The organism is Micromonospora sp. C95 (assembly GCF_018070465.1).
Classification (GTDB): Bacteria; Actinomycetota; Actinomycetes; order Mycobacteriales; family Micromonosporaceae; genus Micromonospora.
The window spans coordinates 25,177-45,169 of record NZ_JAGPXT010000026.1; the positions used below are offsets into that span (position 1 = coordinate 25,177).

19 protein-coding genes are annotated in these 19,993 nt (G+C 73.2%); 13 read left to right on the top strand and 6 right to left on the bottom strand.

Going from position 1 to position 19,993, the window contains the following annotated elements; genetic code table 11:
* Nucleotides 1-90 precede the first annotated feature (90 nt).
* The 11 genes from KBX00_RS23545 (at nucleotide 91) to rdgB (ending at nucleotide 9,408) form a co-directional block, all read left to right on the top strand.
* Nucleotides 91-1,521 carry a hypothetical protein gene (locus KBX00_RS23545; protein WP_307869060.1) on the top strand — a complete coding sequence of 477 codons (1,431 nt, stop codon included), beginning with the start codon at nucleotides 91-93 and terminating at the stop codon, nucleotides 1,519-1,521.
* A 157-nt stretch (nucleotides 1,522-1,678) separates the two neighbouring features.
* Nucleotides 1,679-1,969 carry an ATP-dependent Clp protease adapter ClpS gene (gene clpS / locus KBX00_RS23550; protein ID WP_093401920.1) on the top strand — a complete coding sequence of 97 codons (291 nt, stop codon included), beginning with the start codon at nucleotides 1,679-1,681 and terminating at the stop codon, nucleotides 1,967-1,969.
* A 120-nt stretch (nucleotides 1,970-2,089) separates the two neighbouring features.
* Nucleotides 2,090-2,584 (top strand): DUF2017 domain-containing protein, encoded by a 495-nt coding sequence (locus KBX00_RS23555; protein WP_210830278.1) that lies wholly within the window; start codon nucleotides 2,090-2,092, stop codon nucleotides 2,582-2,584.
* A 54-nt stretch (nucleotides 2,585-2,638) separates the two neighbouring features.
* Nucleotides 2,639-3,127 carry a Mov34/MPN/PAD-1 family protein gene (locus KBX00_RS23560; protein ID WP_164445901.1) on the top strand — a complete coding sequence of 163 codons (489 nt, stop codon included), beginning with the start codon at nucleotides 2,639-2,641 and terminating at the stop codon, nucleotides 3,125-3,127.
* A 66-nt stretch (nucleotides 3,128-3,193) separates the two neighbouring features.
* Nucleotides 3,194-3,583, top strand: a complete 390-nt coding sequence (locus KBX00_RS23565) for a MoaD family protein (RefSeq protein ID WP_301548479.1) — start codon at nucleotides 3,194-3,196, stop codon at nucleotides 3,581-3,583.
* Nucleotides 3,584-3,593: 10 nt separating this feature from the next.
* Complete coding sequence (locus KBX00_RS23570; protein WP_093401916.1) at nucleotides 3,594-4,559, top strand: PLP-dependent cysteine synthase family protein; 966 nt, start codon at nucleotides 3,594-3,596, stop codon at nucleotides 4,557-4,559.
* Between the two features lie 268 nt (nucleotides 4,560-4,827).
* On the top strand, nucleotides 4,828-5,574 hold the full coding sequence (locus KBX00_RS23575) for an MBL fold metallo-hydrolase (RefSeq protein ID WP_210830243.1): 747 nt from the start codon (nucleotides 4,828-4,830) through the stop codon (nucleotides 5,572-5,574).
* Between the two features lie 89 nt (nucleotides 5,575-5,663).
* On the top strand, nucleotides 5,664-6,809 hold the full coding sequence (locus KBX00_RS23580; RefSeq protein WP_210830244.1) for a glycosyltransferase family 1 protein: 1,146 nt from the start codon (nucleotides 5,664-5,666) through the stop codon (nucleotides 6,807-6,809).
* An 86-nt stretch (nucleotides 6,810-6,895) separates the two neighbouring features.
* A complete protein-coding gene (locus KBX00_RS23585) occupies nucleotides 6,896-8,005 on the top strand; it encodes a glycosyltransferase (RefSeq protein WP_307869062.1) in 1,110 nt (369 codons plus the stop codon).
* A 72-nt stretch (nucleotides 8,006-8,077) separates the two neighbouring features.
* Entirely contained in the window at nucleotides 8,078-8,806 is a 729-nt protein-coding gene (gene rph, locus KBX00_RS23590; protein ID WP_210830246.1) for a ribonuclease PH, read from the top strand.
* Nucleotides 8,803-9,408: an RdgB/HAM1 family non-canonical purine NTP pyrophosphatase gene (gene rdgB / locus KBX00_RS23595; RefSeq protein WP_210830247.1), complete on the top strand. Its 606-nt coding sequence runs from the start codon at nucleotides 8,803-8,805 to the stop codon at nucleotides 9,406-9,408. The genes rph and rdgB overlap by 4 nt, the downstream gene beginning before the upstream one ends.
* 84 nt (nucleotides 9,409-9,492) lie before the next feature.
* Here the strand turns inward: rdgB and hutH are convergent, their stop codons facing one another.
* From hutH to KBX00_RS23625, 6 genes are read right to left on the bottom strand one after another with little or no spacing between them, the layout of a single operon-like run.
* Nucleotides 9,493-11,028 (bottom strand): histidine ammonia-lyase, encoded by a 1,536-nt coding sequence (hutH, locus tag KBX00_RS23600; RefSeq protein ID WP_210830248.1) that lies wholly within the window; start codon nucleotides 11,026-11,028, stop codon nucleotides 9,493-9,495.
* Nucleotides 11,025-12,215 (bottom strand): imidazolonepropionase, encoded by a 1,191-nt coding sequence (hutI, locus tag KBX00_RS23605; RefSeq protein WP_210830249.1) that lies wholly within the window; start codon nucleotides 12,213-12,215, stop codon nucleotides 11,025-11,027. The genes hutH and hutI overlap by 4 nt, the downstream gene beginning before the upstream one ends.
* Nucleotides 12,212-13,573 carry a formimidoylglutamate deiminase gene (locus tag KBX00_RS23610; protein ID WP_210830250.1) on the bottom strand — a complete coding sequence of 454 codons (1,362 nt, stop codon included), beginning with the start codon at nucleotides 13,571-13,573 and terminating at the stop codon, nucleotides 12,212-12,214. Before KBX00_RS23610 ends, hutI begins: the two co-directional genes overlap by 4 nt.
* The gene (locus KBX00_RS23615; protein WP_374225355.1) at nucleotides 13,570-14,784 is read right to left on the bottom strand and encodes an allantoate amidohydrolase; all 1,215 of its coding nucleotides are present in this window, start codon (nucleotides 14,782-14,784) and stop codon (nucleotides 13,570-13,572) included. Before KBX00_RS23615 ends, KBX00_RS23610 begins: the two co-directional genes overlap by 4 nt.
* Before the next feature lie 13 nt (nucleotides 14,785-14,797).
* Entirely contained in the window at nucleotides 14,798-16,474 is a 1,677-nt protein-coding gene (gene hutU, locus KBX00_RS23620; protein ID WP_210830252.1) for a urocanate hydratase, read from the bottom strand.
* 13 nt (nucleotides 16,475-16,487) lie between these two features.
* Entirely contained in the window at nucleotides 16,488-17,336 is an 849-nt protein-coding gene (locus tag KBX00_RS23625) for a MurR/RpiR family transcriptional regulator (protein ID WP_210830253.1), read from the bottom strand.
* 173 nt (nucleotides 17,337-17,509) lie between these two features.
* Between KBX00_RS23625 and KBX00_RS23630 the strand changes: the two genes are divergently transcribed.
* Both KBX00_RS23630 and KBX00_RS23635 read left to right on the top strand, forming a co-directional pair.
* Nucleotides 17,510-18,796 carry a hypothetical protein gene (locus KBX00_RS23630; RefSeq protein WP_210830254.1) on the top strand — a complete coding sequence of 429 codons (1,287 nt, stop codon included), beginning with the start codon at nucleotides 17,510-17,512 and terminating at the stop codon, nucleotides 18,794-18,796.
* A complete protein-coding gene (locus KBX00_RS23635; RefSeq protein ID WP_210830255.1) occupies nucleotides 18,796-19,917 on the top strand; it encodes a glycosyltransferase in 1,122 nt (373 codons plus the stop codon). The genes KBX00_RS23630 and KBX00_RS23635 overlap by 1 nt, the downstream gene beginning before the upstream one ends.
* The last annotated feature ends 76 nt before the right edge of the window (nucleotides 19,918-19,993 follow it).

Here is a 19,993-nt window from a genome sequence, read left to right on the forward strand (position 1 = left end):
CTGATGAAGCCGGGCCCGCTCCACCATCTCGGCACGCCCGACGACCCGGTGGGGCCGCCTGGACGCCGGCCCTTTCCGGAGCGGCTCGGCGTGTCCAGCACCGACGCCCGGGAGCCGGTCGCGGTGGTCGCGGCCGGTCCCGCCGGCGCCGGGCGCACCGGCGTACTCGCCGCGCTGCTGGAACTCGACTCCGGGCTGCTCGTGGTGCCGAGTGGCGGCTGGCTGGTGATCCGGCACAGTGCCGAACCCACCCGGGCCGCCTACGTGCCCGGCTACCGTACGCCGCACGCGTACCGGCCCGAACTGCCGACTGCGGGTCCGGCGCTGGCCAGGCCGCCGCGCCGGGTCGAGTTGAGCCTGCCCCAGCCGTTGACGAGACGCTTCGGGGTTGTCGACACGCCGGACATCGCCACGCTGGGCGCGGCCGGCTGCGGCGTGCTGCGCGACGCGGTGGGGCGGGCCGGTGCGCTCCTGTTCGTGATCGCGGCGGATCAGTCGTTCGGCGCCACCGAGCTGAGTCTGCTGTCCGACCTCGCCGGGACACCGGTGCGGGTCTTCTTCGCGGTCACGCCGGGCGCCGCCGGCTGGGCGGCCGGCGAGGGTACGGCGGCGGTGTGGGAGTCGGGGGAGTCCGGCGGCCCGGCGGTCGATCCGGTCACGGTCACCGTCGAGGCACACCGGGCCGCGCTGCTCGCCGCCGTGCCCGGGCTGGCCGACGCCCGCTGGTTCCCGCTGGTCACCGGTGGCGAGGCCGACCTGCGGCGGGCACTCGTGGACTGGGCGTCGGCCGAGGAACTACGGCGGGGCAGTCTGGAACCGCCCGAGTTGCCGGGGGAGCGCGGCCGGGTGCCGGTGCTCGCCGAGCCGGGTGAATGGTCGGAACAGCTCGACCGGCAGGCCCGCACCGCGGCCCGGCGCATCCGCCAGCACCTCGCCCTGGAGCTGGCCAACATGCACCTGCGCCTGGTGCAGGAGATCGTCTTCGGCGTCGGCTGCGCCGGCCTGCCCCAACTCCTCGACCGGGAGGTGGCGGCGCTGTCGCTGCTGGCCACCGCGCAGTGCGACCACCATGCCGGCGAACTCGTCGACGACGCCGCCGGCCGGCTCTTCGGTGCGCCTCTGCCCGAGGGAGTTCGCCGGCGCATCGACAAGGCGGTCCGCTGGGGCCTGGTCGACGACCCCGCCGGGCAGGAACTGGCGCGGGCCTTCCTCGTCACCAGCACAGCGGGCGTGGCGTCGCTCACCGGTCCGGCGGCTGTCGACATGCTGTCCGCGTACCCCACGTCGCCCCGCACGGCGGTGCTCCCACCGGTGGCCGTGGCACTGTCCGGGGGCTGCTGGCAGCACTGGCGTTCACCCGGCAACAACGACCCGAGCGCGGCGCGGGCCTGGGCGCAGCGGGCGCTGCGGGAAATCGAGTTGGAGCTGTCCCGAGAGGTCGCCCGCCGGTTCGAGGCGGTCCGGCTCTCGCTCGGCGCGGTGCTGTCCGATGCTGCCGAACACGGCCTCCTGCTCGCCTGACCCGGCTGCCGTGCGCCCCGCCGGCGATGCCGGCGGGGGGTCCGTGCACGCCCGGAACCGGGTCGGCCGGGGCGAGAGCGCGGCCGTCGATGGTGATCCGGGCTGGTCCGGCGTTCCGGTTCCTCGATTCCCCGGATCCGGTGGCACGATGGGGGGCATGGCGGCTCCGCAGGTTGCACCGGTCGAGACCCCGGACACCGATGAGGTGCCGGCAGCCGACCGGCCGTGGGTGACGATCGTGTGGGACGACCCGGTCAACCTGATGACCTACGTGACCTGGGTGTTCCAGAAGCTTTTCGGATACAGCCGGGAGAAGGCCGAGCAGCTCATGCTGGACGTGCACCACAAGGGCAAGGCGGTGGTCTCCAGCGGGGCCCGGGAACGCATGGAGCACGACGCCTCCCAGCTGCACGCGTACGGTCTCTGGGCGACGGTGGACCGGTCGTGAGCGCGAGGAGTGAGCCGGGTTTGCGAGCCCCGCAGTCGCGAACAGGGATGGCACCGTGAGCGCGAGGAGTGAGCCGGGTTTGCGAGCCCCGCAGTCGCGAACAGGGATGGCACCGTGAGCATGTTCCGCCGCCGGGGCGACCGGTACATCGCCACCTTCGCGGTGGACGAGGTGCGGGTGCTCCGTAAGGTCGCCTCCGAGGTGGTCGGCCTGCTCACCGACGGTTTCGACCACTCCGACCCGGTTGTCTGCCGGCTCTTCCCGGAGGTCTACCCGGAAGACGCGACGGGCACCGCCGAGTTCCGCCGGTACACCGAAGGTGACCTGAAGACCGCAAAGATCGATCAGGCCGGTGCGATCCTGGCCGCCCTGCCCGGCGACAGCGGCGGGGAGGTCCGCCTGGACGCCGAGGCGGCCGAGGCGTGGCTGCGGGCACTCAACGACGCCCGGCTGGCGATGGGCGTACGGCTGGAGATCAAGGACGGGACGGACCTGGGCGCGGAGCTCGACGACGCGGTCGCCGACGATCCGAGTTCCAGCCGGGTGTTCCAACTTTCGGTCTACGCGTATCTCGGATACCTCCAGGAATCCCTGCTCAACGCCTTGATCGAGTGACTGTGACCGGCGCCGCCTCGCGGTCGGCCGTGATCGGGCGCTACCCTTGGCGGCGTGCTGAGCATCGACCGGTCGATCGTCGACGCGATCGTCGCCCACGCCCGTCGGGATCACCCCGACGAGGCCTGCGGTGTGGTCGCCGGTCCCGTCGGCAGTGACACGCCGACCCGGCACATCCCCATGGAGAACGCCGCCCGGTCGATGACCTTCTACGAGTTCGACTCGATGGAGCACCTGCGGGTGTGGCGCGAGATGGACGACCGGGACGAGGAGCCGGTGGTCATCTACCACTCGCACACCGCCACCGAGGCGTACCCGTCACGGACGGACATCTCCTTCGCCGGTGAGCCCGACGCCCACTATCTGCTCGTCTCCACGCGCGAGCCCGACACGGAGGAGATCCGCTCCTTCCGCATCGTGGACGGCGTGGTGACCGAGGAGCCGGTGCGGATCCTCGACGCCGGGGTGGATCCACACGCCGTGCAGTCATACATGTTCGGGCAGAGCCCGGCGACGGTCGACTACGAGTGTTCGGGCCGCTGACCACCCTCAGCCCCCGCACGCCCCTTCCCGTCACCGAGCACCTACCCGATCGAGGAGTACGACACCATGGCCATCGAGGTTCGCATCCCCACCATCCTGCGCAGCTACACCGGCGGCGCGAAGGTCGTCGAGGGCAGCGGTGACACGCTGAACGACCTGCTCACCGACCTGGACTCGCGGCACTCCGGGCTGCGTGGCCGGCTGGTCACCGAGGCCGGCGCGCTGCACCGCTTCGTCAACGTCTACGTCAACGACGAGGACGTCCGCTTTCTCGGCGCGTTGGACGCCAAGCTCAACGACGGCGACAGCGTGACCATCCTGCCCGCGGTGGCCGGTGGCGCGTTCGGCTTCGCCGCGGCGGCGGCGATGGCGCAGCACAGTGCCACCGCGGCGGCCCCGGGCCAGCACGTCGAGGCCGCGCCGGCCGAGCGCCGGGCGCGCGTCACCGCGAGCTGAGGCGGCCGCGATGACGCGGTACGACAGCCTCCTGGACGCCTGCGGCGGAACGCCCCTGGTGGGGCTGCCCCGACTGTCACCCACGGTGCCCGAAGGCGCGCCGCCGGTGCGGCTGTGGGCGAAGCTCGAGGATCGCAACCCCACCGGCAGCATCAAGGACCGGGCCGCCCTGTTCATGGTCCGGGCCGCGGAGGCGGCCGGCCGCCTCCGGCCCGGCGACACCATCCTGGAGCCGACCAGCGGCAACACCGGCATCTCGCTGGCCATGGTGGCCAAGCTGCGGGGGTACCGCCTGGTCTGCGTGATGCCCGAGAACGTCTCCACCGAGCGGGTGCAGCTGCTGCGGATGTACGGCGCAGAGATCATCTTCTCGCCGGCGGCGGGCGGCTCCAACCAGGCGGTGGCCACCGCCAAGCAGATCGCCACCGAGCATCCGGACTGGGTGATGCTCTTCCAGTACGGCAACGAGGCGAACGCCCGGGCGCACTACGAGACGACCGGGCCCGAGCTGCTGCACGACCTGCCGACCATCACCCACTTCGTGGCCGGGCTCGGCACCACCGGCACCCTGATGGGCACCGGACGCTACCTGCGCGAGAAGGTCGAGGGCATCCAGATCGTCGCCGCCGAGCCCCGCTACGGCGAGCTGGTCTACGGGCTGCGCAACATCGACGAGGGGTACGTCCCGGAGCTCTACGACGCGACCGTGCTCAACCGTCGCTTCTCCGTCGGCACTCGGGACGCGGTACTGCGTACCCGGCAACTGGTGGAGGTCGAGGGGTTGTTCGTCGGCTTCTCCACCGGCGCGGTGCTGCACGCCGCGCTGGCGGTGGCGCACGAGGCCGCGCGGGCCGGCCGCCGGGCCGACGTGGCGTTCGTGGTCAGTGACGGCGGCTGGAAATATCTGAGCACCGGGGCGTACGGCGGGACGCTCGCCGACGCGGAGGAGGCGCTGGACGGTCAGCTCTGGGCCTGACCTGCGGCGCGACCGACATGTGACGAGGGCCACCGGCAACGCGGCGGTGGCCCTCGTCGCGTCGGTCCACCCGAACCGACCACTTCGGTGACGGGTGGTCGATCGGACGGGCGAAACCGGTGTCACGTTGATGACAACTTCCAGCAGATCATTCTTGCCCTTGCACGCGCGGGCGTAGGCTGCCCAGCGTGGCGTACGCGTCGGTAGTGATCACCGCCGGAGCGGCGGCCGGCACGTTCACTACCTATCGTGACAGCGAGACAACTCGATGCGACTGACCGTCCTGGGCTGTGCGGGCAGCTTCCCCGGACCCGAGTCCCCCTGCTCCGCCTACCTCGTGGAGGCCGAGGACTTCCGGCTCCTGGTCGACTTCGGCTCGGGCTCACTGTCCACCCTGCAACGCTACGCCGGGCTGCACGCCCCGGACGCCATCCTGCTGACCCACCTGCACTGCGACCACATCCTGGACGCCGCCACCTACGTGGTGGTGCGGCGGTACGCCCCGGACGGGCCGTACCCGCCGTTGCCGGTGTACGCGCCGGCTGGCGCCCCGGACCGGCTCGCCACCGCGTACGGGCAGGAGGACAGCACCGTCGAGGACGTCTACCAGTTCTACGCGCTGCAACCCGGCACCTTCCCGATCGGCCCGTTCACCGTCACCGTCGACCGGGTGCTGCACCCGGTGGAGACCTACGGCGTACGCCTGGAACACGCCGGCCGGGTGCTCTGCTACTCCTCGGACACCGCGCCCTGCGAGGCGCTGCTGCGCCTGGCCCAGAACGCCGACGTCTTTCTCTGTGAGGCCAGCTACCTCGACGGCGCCGACAACCCGCCGGACCTGCACCTCACCGGGGGTGAGGCGGGCGAGGCAGCCGCCAAGGCCAACGTCGGGCGGCTGCTGCTGACCCATCTGGTCCCCGCCTGGGGTAGCGAGGCGCTGACGGTGGCGGCCGCCTCCGCCGCGTACGCCGGTCCGCTGGAAGTGGTCCGGCCCGGCGCCAGCTACGAGGTCTGACCGACCGGGCGCGGGTTCGTGCCGCACTGTTCGCCGGGCGGTCAATTGGACGTCTCCTGGACCTTCGCTGCCACCACCACGGTGAAGACATGCGGATCGCCATCGTGACCGAGTCGTTCCCGCCCGACGTCAACGGAGTCGCCCACTCGGTCGTGCGGGCCGCCGAGCACCTCGTCGCCCGCGGCCACGAGCCGTTGGTGATCGCACCCGCCCCGCCGGGGACGCTGCGCCGCGACACCGACCGGTACCCGTACCCGGTGGTCCGCATCCCGAGCGTGCCGTTGCCGCGTTACCAGGGCTTCCGGCTCGGCGTGCCGACGAACAACCGGCTGGCCGGGGTGCTGCTGGAGCACTCGCCCGACGTGGTGCACCTGGCCAGCCCGTTCATTCTGGGCGCCCGGGCGGCGACGCTGGCGGCCCGGCACGGGCTGCCCACCGTCGCCGTGTACCAGACCGACGTCGCCGCGTACGCCCGGGCGTACCGGGTCGGTTGGGGCGAGGCCGCGGCCTGGCGGCGGCTGCGGGAGATCCACAATTCGGCCCGCCGCACCCTGGCCCCCTCCACCCGGGCCGCCGAGGACCTAGCCGCGCACGGCGTGCAGCGGGTCTGGCTGTGGCGCCGGGGCGTCGACGCGGAGCGCTTCCACCCGGACAAGCGCTGCCCGAGCCTGCGCCGGGCCCTCGCCCCCGCCGGGGAACTGCTGATCGGTTACGTGGGACGGCTCGCCCCGGAGAAGCGGGTCGACCTGCTCGCCGCCACCGCCCGGCTGCCCGGTGTCCGGGTCGTGGTCGCCGGTGACGGCCCGGCCCGCCGCCAGCTCGAACGGGACCTGCCCGGCGTGCGGTTCCTCGGCGTCCAGCACGGCGAGGCGCTGGCCCGCCTCTACGCCAGCCTCGACCTGTTCGTGCACACCGGCCCGCACGAGACCTTCGGCCAGACCATCCAGGAGGCGTTGGCCAGCGGGGTTCCGGTGGTCGCGCCGGCCAGCGGCGGGCCGGTCGACCTGGTCACCCCGGGCCGGACCGGCGAACTGGTGCCACCCGGAGACGACAAGGCGATCGCCGAAGCGGTGGCCGGGCTGGCCGCCGACGAGGCACGCCGGCAGGCGTACGGCATCGCGGCGCGCGCGGAGGTGAGCGGACGTAGCTGGGCGGCGGTCGGCGACGAACTCGTCGGGCACTACCGGGCCGCCCGCGCCACCACGCCCGCCCTCGACCTGCCGGCGGCGTCGTGACCGGCTCCCACCCGGACCGCACCAGCACGCTCCAGCGCACCGGCACCGCCACCCAGACCTCGGGCGCGCCCACCCGCGCGCTCCGGATCGTCCGGCTGGCCAGCTTCGTCACCGGAACCTCCGGCGGGCTGCGCACCGCGTTGCAGCAGTTGGGCGAGGGCTACCGGGCGGCCGGGCACGAACCGGTGCTCGTGGTGCCCGGCCGCCGCGACGACGACGAACAGCACCCGTGGGGCCGCGTGGTCACGCTCGCCGGACCACCGCTGCCGCACAGTGGCGGCTACCGGCTGCTGACCGCCCGCCGCCGGCTGGCGCGGCTGCTGACCACGCTCGCACCCGACCGGCTGGAGGTGTCCGACCGCGCGACGCTGCGCTGGACCGGCGACTGGGCGCGGGCGAACGGCGTGCCGTCGGTGATGGTCTCGCACGAGTCCCTCACCGGCCTGCTGGGCACCTGGGGAGTACCCGGCCCGGTGGGACGGCGGCTCGCCGACCGGCTGAACGCCGACACGGCCCGCCGGTACGACCGGATCGTCTGCACCACCCGATGGGCGGCCGAGGAGTTCGCCCGCCTCGGCGTGCCCCATGTCGACCTGGTACCGCTCGGCGTCGACCTGGACACCTTCCACCCCGGCCGCGCCGACCCGGCGGTCCGCGACCGGTACGCGAACCCGGGCGAGGTGCTGCTGGTGCACTGCGCGCGGCTGTCCGTGGAGAAGCGGCCCGAGCTGGCCGTCGACGCGTTGGCGCAGATGCGCCGGGCCGGTGTGCCGGCGGTGCTGGTGATGGTCGGTGACGGCCCGCGCCGCACCGCGCTGCAACGGCGCGCGGCCGGGCTGCCCGTCACCTTCACCGGCTTCCTGCCCGACCGTCGTGCCCTCGCGGCGGTGCTGGCCGGCGCCGACGTGGTCCTGGCCCCCGGCCCGGTGGAGACCTTCGGCCTGGCCGGTCTGGAAGCGCTGGCCTGCGGCACCCCGGTGGTGGTGAACGCGGCCAGCGCCTTACCCGAGGTGGTCGGCCCGGGCGGGCTCGCCGCGGCCGGCACCCCGGCGGCGTTCGCCGGGGCCGTCGACCGGCTGCTGTCGCGTCCCGAGGCCGATCGGCGGGCCGCCGCCCGCGATCGGGCGGAGCAGTTCGGCTGGCCGGCAGCGGTCGCCGGGTTCCTCCGGGCGCACCACGCCCACACCGACCGCTGATCCCGCCAGCCGGCCGAGGACGCGGCGGACACCCGGGGAGGGTGCGATCGGCGGACCACATAGGGTGCAGGGATGGCGCGACCTGACGGGCGGCGACCCGACCAACTTCGACCGGTGACCCTGACCCGCGGGTGGAGCACCCATCCCGAGGGCTCGGTGCTCGTGGAATTCGGCGGCACCCGGGTGCTCTGCACCGCGAGCGTCACCGAGGGGGTACCGCGCTGGCGCCGTGGCTCCGGGCTGGGGTGGGTGACCGCGGAGTACGCGATGCTGCCCCGGGCCACCAACACCCGGTCCGACCGGGAGAGCGTCAAGGGTCGGGTCGGTGGGCGTACCCACGAGATCTCCCGGCTGGTCGGCCGGAGCCTGCGCGCCGCGATCGACCTCAAGGCGCTCGGTGAGAACTCGATCGTGCTCGACTGCGACGTGCTGCAGGCCGACGGTGGCACCCGGACCGCCGCGATCACCGGCGCCTACGTGGCGCTGCACGACGCGGTGAACTGGCTCGCCGCCCGCAAGGCCCTGAGCGGGCAGCCGGAGAAGGTGATGCACCGGTCGGTGGCGGCGGTGAGCGTCGGTGTGGTCGACGGCGAGCCGCGCCTGGACCTGTGCTACGACGAGGATGTGGCCGCCGAGGTCGACATGAACGTGGTCTGCACCGGCACCGGCGACTTCGTCGAGGTGCAGGGCACCGGCGAGGCCGGTGTCTTCGCCCGCGACCAGCTCGACGCCCTGCTCGACCTGGCCGTGGTCGGCTGCCTGGACCTGGCCGAAGCCCAGCGGAAGGCTCTGCTCCCATGAACAAGGTGCTGCTCGCCACGCGGAACCAGAAGAAGCTGATCGAGCTGCAGCGCATCCTGGACGGCGCACTGGGCGCGCACCGGGTCGCCCTGATCGGGCTGGACGACGTCGAGGCGTACCCGGAGCTGCCGGAGACCGGGCTGACCTTCGGCGAGAACGCGCTGATCAAGGCGCGGGAGGGCTGCCGGCGTACCGGGCTGCCGACGATCGCCGACGATTCCGGGCTGGCCGTCGACGCGCTCAACGGGATGCCGGGGGTGTTCAGCGCCCGCTGGGCCGGGCGGCACGGTGACGACCAGGCCAACCTCCAACTGGTGCTCGACCAGATCGGCGACGTGCCGGACGAGCACCGGGGTGCCTCCTTCGTCTGCACCGTCGCCCTGGTGCTGCCCGGTGGCAAGGAACACCTGGTCGACGGCCGGCAGGCGGGTCGCCTGCTGCGTGCCCCGCGCGGCGACGGCGGGTTCGGTTACGACCCGATCTTCCTCGGCGACGGCCAGGACCGCACGAACGCCGAGCTGACCCCGCCGGAGAAGGACGCGATAAGCCATCGTGGCAAGGCGCTGCGCGAGCTGGCCGCCCTGGTCGCCAAGGTGCTCTGACCCGCGACACGAGTTGCGGCATGTCGCGGTATCCGGGGCGGTTGAAGGCACGAGTTGCGGCGTCTCGGGCGCCATCACCCGGCCTCAGCCGAGGGGGCCGATCTCCTGCTCGATGGCGGTACGGAGGTCGGGGGCGGCCAGCACCGCGCGGGCGGCTTCCATCACCGGGGCCAGGAACACGTCCGGGCCGGGTTCGCCGGCCGCCGGCCCGAGCGCGGCGATCGCCGCCCGCCCGGCCGGCGACGGGGCCAACGGTGCCCGCAACTGCAACCCGCGTACGGCGGCGAGCAGTTCCACCGCGAGCAGGCTGGTCAGGTTGTCCAGCACGGTGCGCAGCTTCTTTGTCGCCGCCCAGCCCATCGAGACGTGGTCCTCCTGCATGCCGCTTGTCGGCAGCGAGTCCACCGAGGCCGGCGCGGCCAGCCGGCGGTTCTCGGCGACGATCCCGGCGGCCGTGTACTGGGCGATCATCAGCCCGGAGTTGACCCCGGCGTCGGGGGAGAGGAACGCCGGCAGGTCCCGGGACCGGGTCACGTCGAGCAGCCGGTCCACCCGACGCTCGGCGATCGCGCCCACCTCGGCGGCGGCGATGGCCAGGAAGTCCGCCGCGAAGCCGAGGGGTGCGCCGTGGAAGTTCCCGGTCGACTCGACCCGGCCGTCGGGCAGCACCACCGGGTTGTCCACCACCGAGACCAGTTCCCGGGCGGCGGTGGTCCGGACGAATTCCAGGGTGTCCCGGGCCGCGCCGGCCACCTGCGGCGCGCAGCGCATCGAGTAGGCGTCCTGTACCGCGTGCGCCAGGTCGTCGCGGTGCGAGTCCATCACCGCCGAGTCCTGCAACAGCCGGTGGATGTTGGCGGCCGAGACGCCCTGGCCAGGATGCGGGCGGATGGCGTGCAGCTCCGCCAGGAACGGCCGTTCCGAGCCGAGCATCGCCTCGATGGCGAGGGCGGCGGTCACGTCGGCCATGGTGAACAGGTGGGCGGCGTCGGCGATGGCGAGCAGCAGCATGCCGAGCATGCCGTCGGTGCCGTTGATCAGCGCCAGCCCCTCCTTGGCGGCCAGCTCGACCGGGGCGAGGCCGGCCCGGCGCAGCGCGTCGGCGGCCGGCACCCGTCCGCCGTCCGGGCCGAGCACCCAGCCCTCGCCGAGCAGCACCAGCGCGCAGTGCGCCAGCGGGGCCAGGTCACCTGAGGCACCAAGCGAACCGTGTTCCGGCACCCACGGGGTGACCTCGTGGTTGAGCAGGTCCACCAGGGCCTCGGCGACCAGCGGCCGTACCCCGGAGTGGCCGAGCGCCAGCGAGCGGACCCGCAGCAGCATCATCGCCCGCACCACCTCCCGGGGCATCGGCGCGCCGACCCCGGCGGCGTGCGACCGGATCAGCGCGTGCTGCAACTCGGCGCGGCGCTCGGGCGCGACGAAGGTGTTGGCCAGGGCCCCGAAACCCGTCGACACGCCGTACACGGGACGGCCGGCGGCCTCGATGCCATCCACGATGGACCTGCTGGTGGCCATCGCGTCGACGGTGGCCGGGTCGAGGACCACCTTCGCACCGCCGCGCGCCACGGCGAGCACGTCGGCGGGGGAGACTCCGGTGGGCTGGATGGTGACGGTCATCGCGGTACTCCGTTGTGCAGGACCTGGCGGACTAGAGGCACCCCGGGCCGGTAGGCCAGGTGCAGGTGGGACGGTGCGTCGAGGATGATCAGGTCGGCCCGGGCGCCGGGCCGCAGCACCCCGACGTCGTCACGGCGCAGCGCCCGCGCGCCGCCGGCGGTCGCGGCCCAGACCGCCTCCGCCGGGGTCATCCGCATCTCGCGGACGGCCAGGGCGATGCAGAACGGCATCGACGAGGTGTACGACGAGCCGGGGTTGCAGTCGGTGGCCAGCGCCACGGTCACCCCGGCGTCGAGCAACCGACGGGCGTCCGGGTACGGCGACCGGGTGGAGAACTCGGCACCGGGCAGCAGGGTGGCCACGGTGGCGGTCTGCCCGTCGTCCGACGCGGTCGAGGCCAGCGCGTCGACGTCGGCGTCGGTCAGGTGGGTGCAGTGGTCCACACTTGCCGCTCCCAGCTCCACCCCGAGTCGCACGCCCGGTCCGGGGCCGAGCTGGTTGGCGTGCACCCGCACGTCCAGGCCGACCGCCTGCCCGCAGGTCAGGATCGCCCGGGCGTGGTCGGCGTCGAAGGCGCCCCGCTCGCAGAAGACGTCGATCCAGCGGGCGTACGGCCGGGCGGCAGCCAGCATCGGCCCGCAGACCAGCCCCACGTACTCGTCGGGGCGGTCGGCGTACTCGGCCGGTACCACGTGCGCGCCGAGGAAGGTGGTTTCCCCGGTGACCTCGGCGGCGATCCGCAGCGAGCGGGCCTCGTCGGCGACGGTGAGGCCGTACCCACTCTTGATCTCGATGGTGGTGGTGCCCTGGCGCAGCGCCTCCGCGCGCAGCCGGCGCACGGTGGCCCGCAGCTCGCCGTCGGAGGCGGCCCGGGTGGCGCCGACCGTGGTACGGATACCGCCGCCGGTGTACGGCTCGCCAGCCATCCGGGCGGCGAACTCGGCGGCCCGGTCCCCGGCGAAGACGAGGTGGGCGTGGCTGTCCACGAAGCCGGGCAGCACCGCCGCGCCGGCCGCGTCGATCCGTCCGTCCGCCGCCGGTGCGTCGGCCGCCGGGCCGACCCAGGCCACCTCGCCCTCCTCGACGAGCAGCGCGGCGCGTCGCCGGATCCCCAGCGGGCCGCCCTCGCCCGAGCCGGCCACATTCGTCACCAGCTCACCGATGTTGTCCACAAGCAGGCTGCTCATGGGGCGGTCACCTCCGCGATCGCCGTGGCCAGTTCCTGCGGTACGTCCACCCGTACGTGCCGACCGTCGCGGACCAGCACCTGACCGTCCACCACCACCTGCGCGACGTCGGCGGTGCTCGCCGCGAACCAGACGCCCGCCGGAGTCACCCCGGCCGTGCGTACGCTGTCCAGCCGCACGGTGACCAGGTCGGCGCGGTCGCCGACGGCGATCCGGCCGGCGTCGGTCCAGCCCAGCGCGGCGTGTCCGGCGCTGCTCGCGGCGGTCGACAGCTCCGCCGCGGTGAAGTGGCCCCGCTTGCGGGTGCGCAGCCGCTCGTCCAGTTCGACGGCGCGCGCCTCCTCGAACAGGTCGATCACCGCGTGGCTGTCACTGCCGAGGCTGAGCGGAATGCCGGCGTCGGCCATCCGGCGGGCCGGACCGATACCGTCGGCGAGATCCCGCTCGGTGGTGGGGCAGAGGCAGACCCCGGTCCGGCTCTCGCCGAGCAGGCCCACGTCGGCGCTTGTCGGGTGGGTGGCGTGTACCGCCGTGGTGGCCCGGCCGAGTACCCCGTGTTCGGCGAGCAGCCGGGTCGGGGTGCAGCCGTGCACCGCCCGGCAGGCGTCGTTCTCGGCGGGCTGCTCGGACAGGTGCACGTGCAGCGGCGCGCCGCGGCGGTGCGCCCAGCCGGCGACGGTGGCGAGCTGCTCGGCCGGCACCGCGCGTACCGAATGGATCGCGGCGCCGAGCCGCGCGTGCCCGCCGTCCGGAGTGAACGCGTCGAGCCGTTCCGCCCAGCGCAGCGCGTCGCCGTCGCCGAACCGCTGCTGCGGCCCGACCAGCGGCCGGCCGTCCACCGAGGCGGTCAGGTAGCAGGTGTCCAGCAGGGTCAGCCGGATGCCCGCCTGCGCCGCCGCCTCGACCAGCGCCGCACCCATCGCGTTCGGGTCGGCGTACCGGCTGCCGCCGGGCCCGTGATGCAGGTAGTGGAACTCGCCCACGCAGGTGATGCCGGCCAGCGCCATCTCGGCGTAGACCGCCCGGGCCAGCGCCAGGTACGAGTCAGGGTCGAGGCGGCCGGCGACCGCGTACATCCGGTCGCGCCAGCTCCAGAAGTCGCCGCGCCCGGCGTGGGTACGCCCGCGCAGCGCCCGGTGGAACGCGTGGGAGTGCGCGTTGGCCAGCCCCGGCAGGGTCAGCCCCGGCAGTCGCACCGCGTCGGCCAGCACCTCGACACCGGCGTCGGGCCGACCGTCCGGCGCGAGCGCGGTGACGCCGGTGATCCGGTCGTGCACGGTCTCGATCAGCACGTCCGGGGTCGGCTCGGCCTCCCCGGGAAGCCAGGCGTACTCCGCGAGCCACCGGGTGGCACTCATCGCAGCAACTCCGCCAGCACCCTGGCCAGGGCGGTCACCCCGGTGGCGCAGTCGGCGTCGGTGGCGGACTCGGCGGGCGAGTGCGACACCCCGGTCGGGTTGCGGACGAACAGCATCGCGGTGGGCACGTGGGCGGCGAGTACCCCGGCGTCGTGCCCCGCCCCGGTGGGCAGCACCGGCGCGCCCAGCAGCCCGGCCAACCGGTCGGCCAGCCCGCCGTCGAAGGCCACCAGCGGGGTCGCCGACTCCTCGGTGAGCGCGACCTCGGTGCCGTCCCGGCGGGCCCGCTCGACGGCCTTGCCGTGCACGGCGTCCACCATCCCGCTCAGCGTCTCCGGCTCCGCCGCGCGGGCGTCCAGCCAGCCGGTCACCCGCGACGGGATCGCGTTCGTGGCGTTCGGCTCCACCGCCACCCGACCGACGGTGGCGTGGGCGCCGCGCAGCCGCGCCTCCTTGTTGGCGGCGAGCACCGTGAACGCGTACGTGAGCATGGGGTCGCGGCGGTCGGCCATCCGCGTCGTACCGGCGTGGTTGCCCTCGCCGGTGAAGTCGAAGCGCCAGCGGCCGTGCGGCCAGATGGCGCTCGCGACGGCCACCGGCGCGTCCTGGTCGACAAGCGCGCGGCCCTGCTCGACGTGCAACTCCACGAAGGCCGCGAAGCGGCCGAGCAGCTCCGGTCGGGCCCCCGCCGGCCGGTCACCCAGCGCCTCGGCGAAGCTCACCCCGCCGGCGTCGCGCAACCCGGCCGCCCGCTCGACGTCCAGCGCGCCGGTGAGCAGCCGGGACCCCAGGCACGGTACGCCGAACCGGGCGCCCTCCTCCTCCACGAAGGCCGCCACCGCCAGCGGCCGGACGGGCGTGACGCCCTCGGCGCGCAGTTCGTCGACCGCGAGGAAGGCGCTCACGATGCCCAGCGGACCGTCGTACGCCCCGCCGTGCGGCACCGAGTCGAAGTGGCTGCCGGCCAGGATCGCGTCACCGGCGTCCGGGTCACCCCACCAGGCGAACAGGTTGCCGTTGCCGTCGTCGGTCACCGGCATGGCCCGTTCGGCGGCCTGCGCCCGGAACCACTGCCGCAGCCGCAGCTCCGGCTCGGTGAGCGCGTACCGCAGGTAGCCGCCGCTGCGCTCGTCCCGCCCGATCGGGGCGATCTCGTCCCAGAGCTGCCGGAACCTGTCGAGCCGGTGCTCGTCCGCTGTCGAATTCGTCAACAAAGAGTTTCCCTCACTCCGCCATCGGGACGCGGACGCCGGTGCGCTCGGCCACCTCGCGGGCGGCGTCGTAGCCGGCGTCGACATGCCGGATGACGCCCATCGCCGGGTCGTTTGTCAACACCCGCTCGATCTTCTGCCCGGCCAGCGCGCTGCCGTCGGCCACGCAGACCTGGCCGGCGTGGATGGACCGGCCGATGCCGACCCCGCCGCCGTGGTGGATGGAGACCCAGGACGCCCCGCTGGCGGTGTTGACGAGCGCGTTGAGCAGCGGCCAGTCGGCGATCGCGTCCGAGCCGTCGGCCATCGCCTCGGTCTCCCGGTACGGGCTGGCCACGCTGCCGCAGTCCAGGTGGTCGCGGCCGATCACCACCGGCGCACTCAACTCACCCGAGGCGACCATCTCGTTGAACCGTACGCCGGCCCGGTCCCGCTCGCCGTAACCGAGCCAGCAGATCCGCGCGGGCAGCCCCTGGAACGCGACCCGCTCGCCGGCCATCCGCATCCACCGGGCGAGGGACTCGTTCTCCGGGAACAGGTCCAGGATCGCCCGGTCGGTGGCGGCGATGTCGGCCGGATCGCCGGAGAGCGCCGCCCACCGGAACGGCCCCTTGCCCTCGCAGAACAACGGCCGGATGTACGCCGGTACGAAGCCGGGGAAGTCGAACGCGCGCTCGTACCCGCCGAGGCGGGCCTCGCCCCGGATCGAGTTGCCGTAGTCGAACACCTCCGCGCCCGCGTCGAGGAAGCCCACCATCGCCTCGACGTGCTTCGCCATCGACGCGCGGGCCCGGTCGGTGAACTCGGCCGGCTTGGCCGCCGCGTACTCCCGGGCGTCGGCCAGCTCGACCCCCTCCGGCAGGTACGACAGCGGATCGTGCGCGCTGGTCTGGTCGGTGACGATGTCGACCGGCACACCCCGGCGCAGCAGCTCCGGGAAGACGGTGGCGGCGTTGCCGACGACACCGACGCTCAACGCCCGCCGGTCACGCCTGGCGGCGAGCACCCGCGCGACCGCGTCGTCCAGGTCGTCGGCGATCTCGTCCAGGTAGCGGTCGTGTGCCCGGCGGGCCAGCCGGCTGCGGTCCACGTCCGCGATCAGACAGGCACCACCGTTCATGGTGACCGCGAGCGGCTGCGCCCCGCCCATGCCACCGCAGCCCGCGGTCAACGTCAGGGTGCCGGCCAGCGTGCCGTCGAACCTCTTGGCGGCGACGGCGGCGAACGTCTCGTAGGTGCCCTGGAGGATGCCCTGGGTGCCGATGTAGATCCACGAGCCGGCGGTCATCTGCCCGTACATGGTCAGGCCGAGCTGCTCCAGGCGGCGGAACTCCGGCCAGGTCGCCCAGTCGCCGACCAGGTTCGAGTTGGCCAGCAGCACCCGGGGCGCCCACTCGTGGGTCCGCATCACCCCGACCGGCCGGCCCGACTGCACCAGCATCGTCTCGTCGTCACGTAGCTCGGTCAGCGTCCGCACCAGGGCGTGGTACGACGGCCAGTCCCGGGCGGCCCGGCCGGTGCCGCCGTACACGACGAGATCGTCGGGGCGCTCGGCGACCTCAGGATCGAGGTTGTTCATCAACATCCGCAGGGCGGCCTCCTGCGGCCAGCCACGGGCGGTGCGTTCTTTTCCGCGTGCGGCGTGGATGCTGGTTCGCGGGCCGGGCGCGGCCTGGTCGGATCGCGTCATCGTGGTTCTCCTCCTAACCGAGGAACAACTGTCGACGGGCCACCGAGGCTTCGAACGCCTCCAGCCGCCGCTGGGTCTCGGCCGGGGCGGCGTCGCAGATCGCCTGGAGCAGCACCATGGCCAGGGTCATCGGAGCGGTGTGCAGGTCGAACACGAGTTGCGCGCCGACCGCGGCGGAGAGCACCACGTCGGCGTGCTCGGTCGCCGGGCTCACCGGTGAGTCGGTGATCGCCACCACCGTCAGCCCCGCCGCGCGGGCCTCGCGCAGCGCGTCCAGGGTCTCCCGGGGGTAACGCGGCAGCACGAACGCCAGCATCGCCCGCGCCCCCGCCTCGGCGGCCTGTTCGAGACGGTCGGTGAGCAGACTGCCGCCGTCATCGAGCACCCGCACGTCGGGATGCACCTTGGCGGCGAAGTACGCGAAGTACGCGGCAAGTGGCGCGGCGGAGCGCAGACCGAGCACCGGCAGCGGTCGGCTGGCCGCCAGCAGGCGCCCGGTCTCGGCGATCCGCTCCCGGTCGGCCAACTGCCCGGCCAGCCGGTCCAGGTTGCCGATCTCGGCGCGTACCGCCTGCTGGAGTTCGTTGCCGGCGGTGGCCGGGCCGGGCGCGGCGGCGGTCAGCTCGCGCAGCCGGCGACGCAGTGCCGGGTAGCCGTCGTGGCCCAGCGCCACCGCGAACCGGGTGACCGACGGCTGGCTGACCCCGGCCAGCTCGGCGACCTCGGCGGCGGAGAGGTAGCCGATCGCGGGGGCGTGCTGCACCAGGCAGTGCGCGATGCGCCGCTGCGTCGGGGTGAGCCGGACCCCGTCGAACAGTCCGACGACCCGCTCCGCCGACACCACCGCAACTCCCTCATTCACTCCGTGACTCTATGCATAAAAACTTTCATTCGGCAAGCTGATCATTCGTTTCTACTGTGGACAGGCGCTGGTCTGCGGTTTCGGGCCGGTGCCCGGAGGCGGGGTGACCGGCGGGCAGATGAGGGTGCGGCAGGTGGATAGGATCCGCACGGCGGTCGAGTAGAGGAGTTGCCATGCAGCCGGAGGGCCCCTACCGGTACACCCACCTGCTGGGCGGGTCGCCGGTCGGTAAGGCCTGGGCGGCCATCGACGACAAGGGGCGACTCGTCACCGTGGCCGTTCTGGACGCCACGGTGGCCGCCTCCGAGGGCTGGCGCGAGGCGTTCGCGGGGATGGTCACCTCGTTGGCCCAGGGTTCGGATATGGCCTACACGTATGCGGATTTCTCCGCCGCCGCGCCGTGGGTGGCGTATCCGGCCGAGGCCGGGCCGGGCGCGGAGAAGCTGTTCCGGTCCCTTGGCGTCGAGTACACGCCCGTGCAGACGTCCCCGTCACCGACCTCGGCGCCACCGGTGTCGGCACCGCCGCAGCCGGTCTCCGGGGCACCCGAGCCGACGTCCGGCGCTCCGCAACCGCAGTGGGCAGCCCAGGCGGAGGCGATCCCCTCCCAACCCGCGCTCGCCTCGCACCCGATCTCCGGCGCTCCGGCCTCGCCAGCGGCGACGGGCGCAGGGCTGGCACCGTCCTCTCCGTCCCCACTCGCGGCGCCGGCCGACGTCGCCCCCCGCGACCCGTTCGCCTCTCCCGTTCGTCGAATCACACCCTCGGGACCGCCCCGTCGGCGTACCGGGCTGTGGATCGGTGCCGCCGCACTGGCCCTGGTGGTGCTTGCCAGCGCCGGTGCGGTCGCCCTGCTCTCCCGTGGGAACGACGCCACTGCGCCGCCGGTGGCATCGACCCCCGACATGGCGGCGCCGCCGCCGATGCCGACCGCGCCGCCGCAGTCGCCTGGTATCGAACCACCGGAGCCCGGCACGTGGCCCACCCAATGGCCAAAGTTCACCGAGCGGGACCAGGTGCAGACGCTGGTTGATCTCGAAGGGGTCGGATTTCCGGTCAAGGTGCCGGAGGGCTGGACGTGCACGCTCGTCGCCCGGGCCGACGGGTACGTCAAGTACAACTGCGGCAACGCGGCGTCGGGCAACCAGTTGATTGGCGGCGAGCTGATCGTGCGGAACTGCCCCGAACCGTGCAACGAACAGTGGCAGAACGCCATGCGTGCGGTCGAGGAAGCCTGGGGTGCACAGTGGATCCGCAGTGGCCAGTACGGCAGCTTCGCCGAGCAGATCATCAAGATCGACGGTGCGGAGCGACACGGCCTGGTCGTTGTCGCCTACTTCCGTAGTGGCGAAGCAGGTCTGATCAATCGCCAGGTTGTCGTCCGGATGACCGCACCCGTCCCGGAGGCCTATCAACTGCGTCGCTTCGCCGGCTACATCCGGGACGTCACCATCTTCTGATGACTCTCTTATCGTCCACACCCGAGGCCGCTCGCCGACCGCTCGCCGACCGGAGTGTCGCTCTGGTCCATGAATGGTTTGGCGCCACCGGCGGGTCCGAGCAGGTCTTCCTGAGCATGGCCGAGGTCGTACCGCACGCGGACCGCTTCGTCCTCTGGAAGGACGATGACGCCACGGTTGACCAGTCCATCCAGGAGTCCTGGATGGCGAAGACCCCGTTGCGGCGCAACAAGGCCCTTGCGCTGCCCGCCATGCCGTTGACCTGGCGGACGCTGACCCGCAAGAGATACGACGTCGTCGTCTCGTCGAGTCACGCCTTCGCGCACACCGTCAAGATCGGAAGTCCGGATCGGACCCGTCACCTCAGCTACGTGCACTCGCCGGCCCGCTACGTGTGGAGCCCGGAGCTGGACCAGCGGGGCGCCAACGCTCTGCTCGCACCGGTCCGCGCCGTGCTCCGGGCAGGTGACCGGAGGCTGAGCCGGCACGTGCACAGCTACGCGGCAAACTCCCGTGAGGTGCAGGCACGGATCCGTCGCTACTGGGGGCGCGACGCACGGGTGATCAACCCGCCGGTCGAGGTGGACTACTTCGGGGCCGCCCCGCCCCAGGTGCGTGATCAGGACCGCCGCTATCTGTTGGGCGTCGGCCGGTGGATCTCGTACAAGAACTTTGACCTGATGATCGAGATTGCCGCGGCGGCCCGCCTACCTCTGGTGATCGCCGGGGGAGGGCCGGAGGAGGAAAACCTGCGTCGGCTGGCTGCCCGGGTCGACGTGCCGGTCGAGTTCGAGTTTCGGCCCTCGAAAGAGCGCCTCCGCGAGCTGTACTGGGGCGCGATGGCGCTGCTCTACCCGGCGCTCGAGGATTTCGGCATGATTCCGGTGGAGGCGCAGGCCTGCGGTACGCCGGTCGTCGGATGGGCTCGTGGCGGGCTACTGGAGACCGTGGTGACGGGCGAGACCGGCATCCTTCTCGACGCCACCGATCCGGCCGCGTACGTGGCGCCGGTAAGGCGGGCGGCACGGCTGTCCCCAGCGGCGACCATGGCCAATGCCCGACGGTTCACCCCCCAGGCCTTTCAGGCGAACATCGCCGCCTGGTTGGCCGACGAGGCGTAGCCGACCTCGGCATCCGGCGACGGGGCCGGACCGGCGGGTATTGGCTTCGTCTGCCGCCTCCCTTAGTCTTGCGCCG

Excerpts from the sequence above, each read along its gene's own strand:
- clpS (WP_093401920.1), top strand. The coding sequence starts at position 1,679 with ATGGCGGCTCCGCAGGTTGCACCGGTCGAGACCCCGGACACCGATGAG.
- KBX00_RS23555 (WP_210830278.1), top strand. The coding sequence starts at position 2,090 with ATGTTCCGCCGCCGGGGCGACCGGTACATCGCCACCTTCGCGGTGGAC.
- KBX00_RS23565 (WP_301548479.1), top strand. The coding sequence starts at position 3,194 with ATGGCCATCGAGGTTCGCATCCCCACCATCCTGCGCAGCTACACCGGC.
- KBX00_RS23570 (WP_093401916.1), top strand. The coding sequence starts at position 3,594 with ATGACGCGGTACGACAGCCTCCTGGACGCCTGCGGCGGAACGCCCCTG.
- KBX00_RS23575 (WP_210830243.1), top strand. The coding sequence starts at position 4,828 with ATGCGACTGACCGTCCTGGGCTGTGCGGGCAGCTTCCCCGGACCCGAG.
- KBX00_RS23580 (WP_210830244.1), top strand. The coding sequence starts at position 5,664 with ATGCGGATCGCCATCGTGACCGAGTCGTTCCCGCCCGACGTCAACGGA.
- rph (WP_210830246.1), top strand. The coding sequence starts at position 8,078 with ATGGCGCGACCTGACGGGCGGCGACCCGACCAACTTCGACCGGTGACC.
- rdgB (WP_210830247.1), top strand. The coding sequence starts at position 8,803 with ATGAACAAGGTGCTGCTCGCCACGCGGAACCAGAAGAAGCTGATCGAG.
- hutH (WP_210830248.1), bottom strand. The coding sequence starts at position 11,028 with ATGACCGTCACCATCCAGCCCACCGGAGTCTCCCCCGCCGACGTGCTC.
- hutI (WP_210830249.1), bottom strand. The coding sequence starts at position 12,215 with ATGAGCAGCCTGCTTGTGGACAACATCGGTGAGCTGGTGACGAATGTG.
- KBX00_RS23610 (WP_210830250.1), bottom strand. The coding sequence starts at position 13,573 with ATGAGTGCCACCCGGTGGCTCGCGGAGTACGCCTGGCTTCCCGGGGAG.
- hutU (WP_210830252.1), bottom strand. The coding sequence starts at position 16,474 with ATGACGCGATCCGACCAGGCCGCGCCCGGCCCGCGAACCAGCATCCAC.
- KBX00_RS23630 (WP_210830254.1), top strand. The coding sequence starts at position 17,510 with ATGCAGCCGGAGGGCCCCTACCGGTACACCCACCTGCTGGGCGGGTCG.
- KBX00_RS23635 (WP_210830255.1), top strand. The coding sequence starts at position 18,796 with ATGACTCTCTTATCGTCCACACCCGAGGCCGCTCGCCGACCGCTCGCC.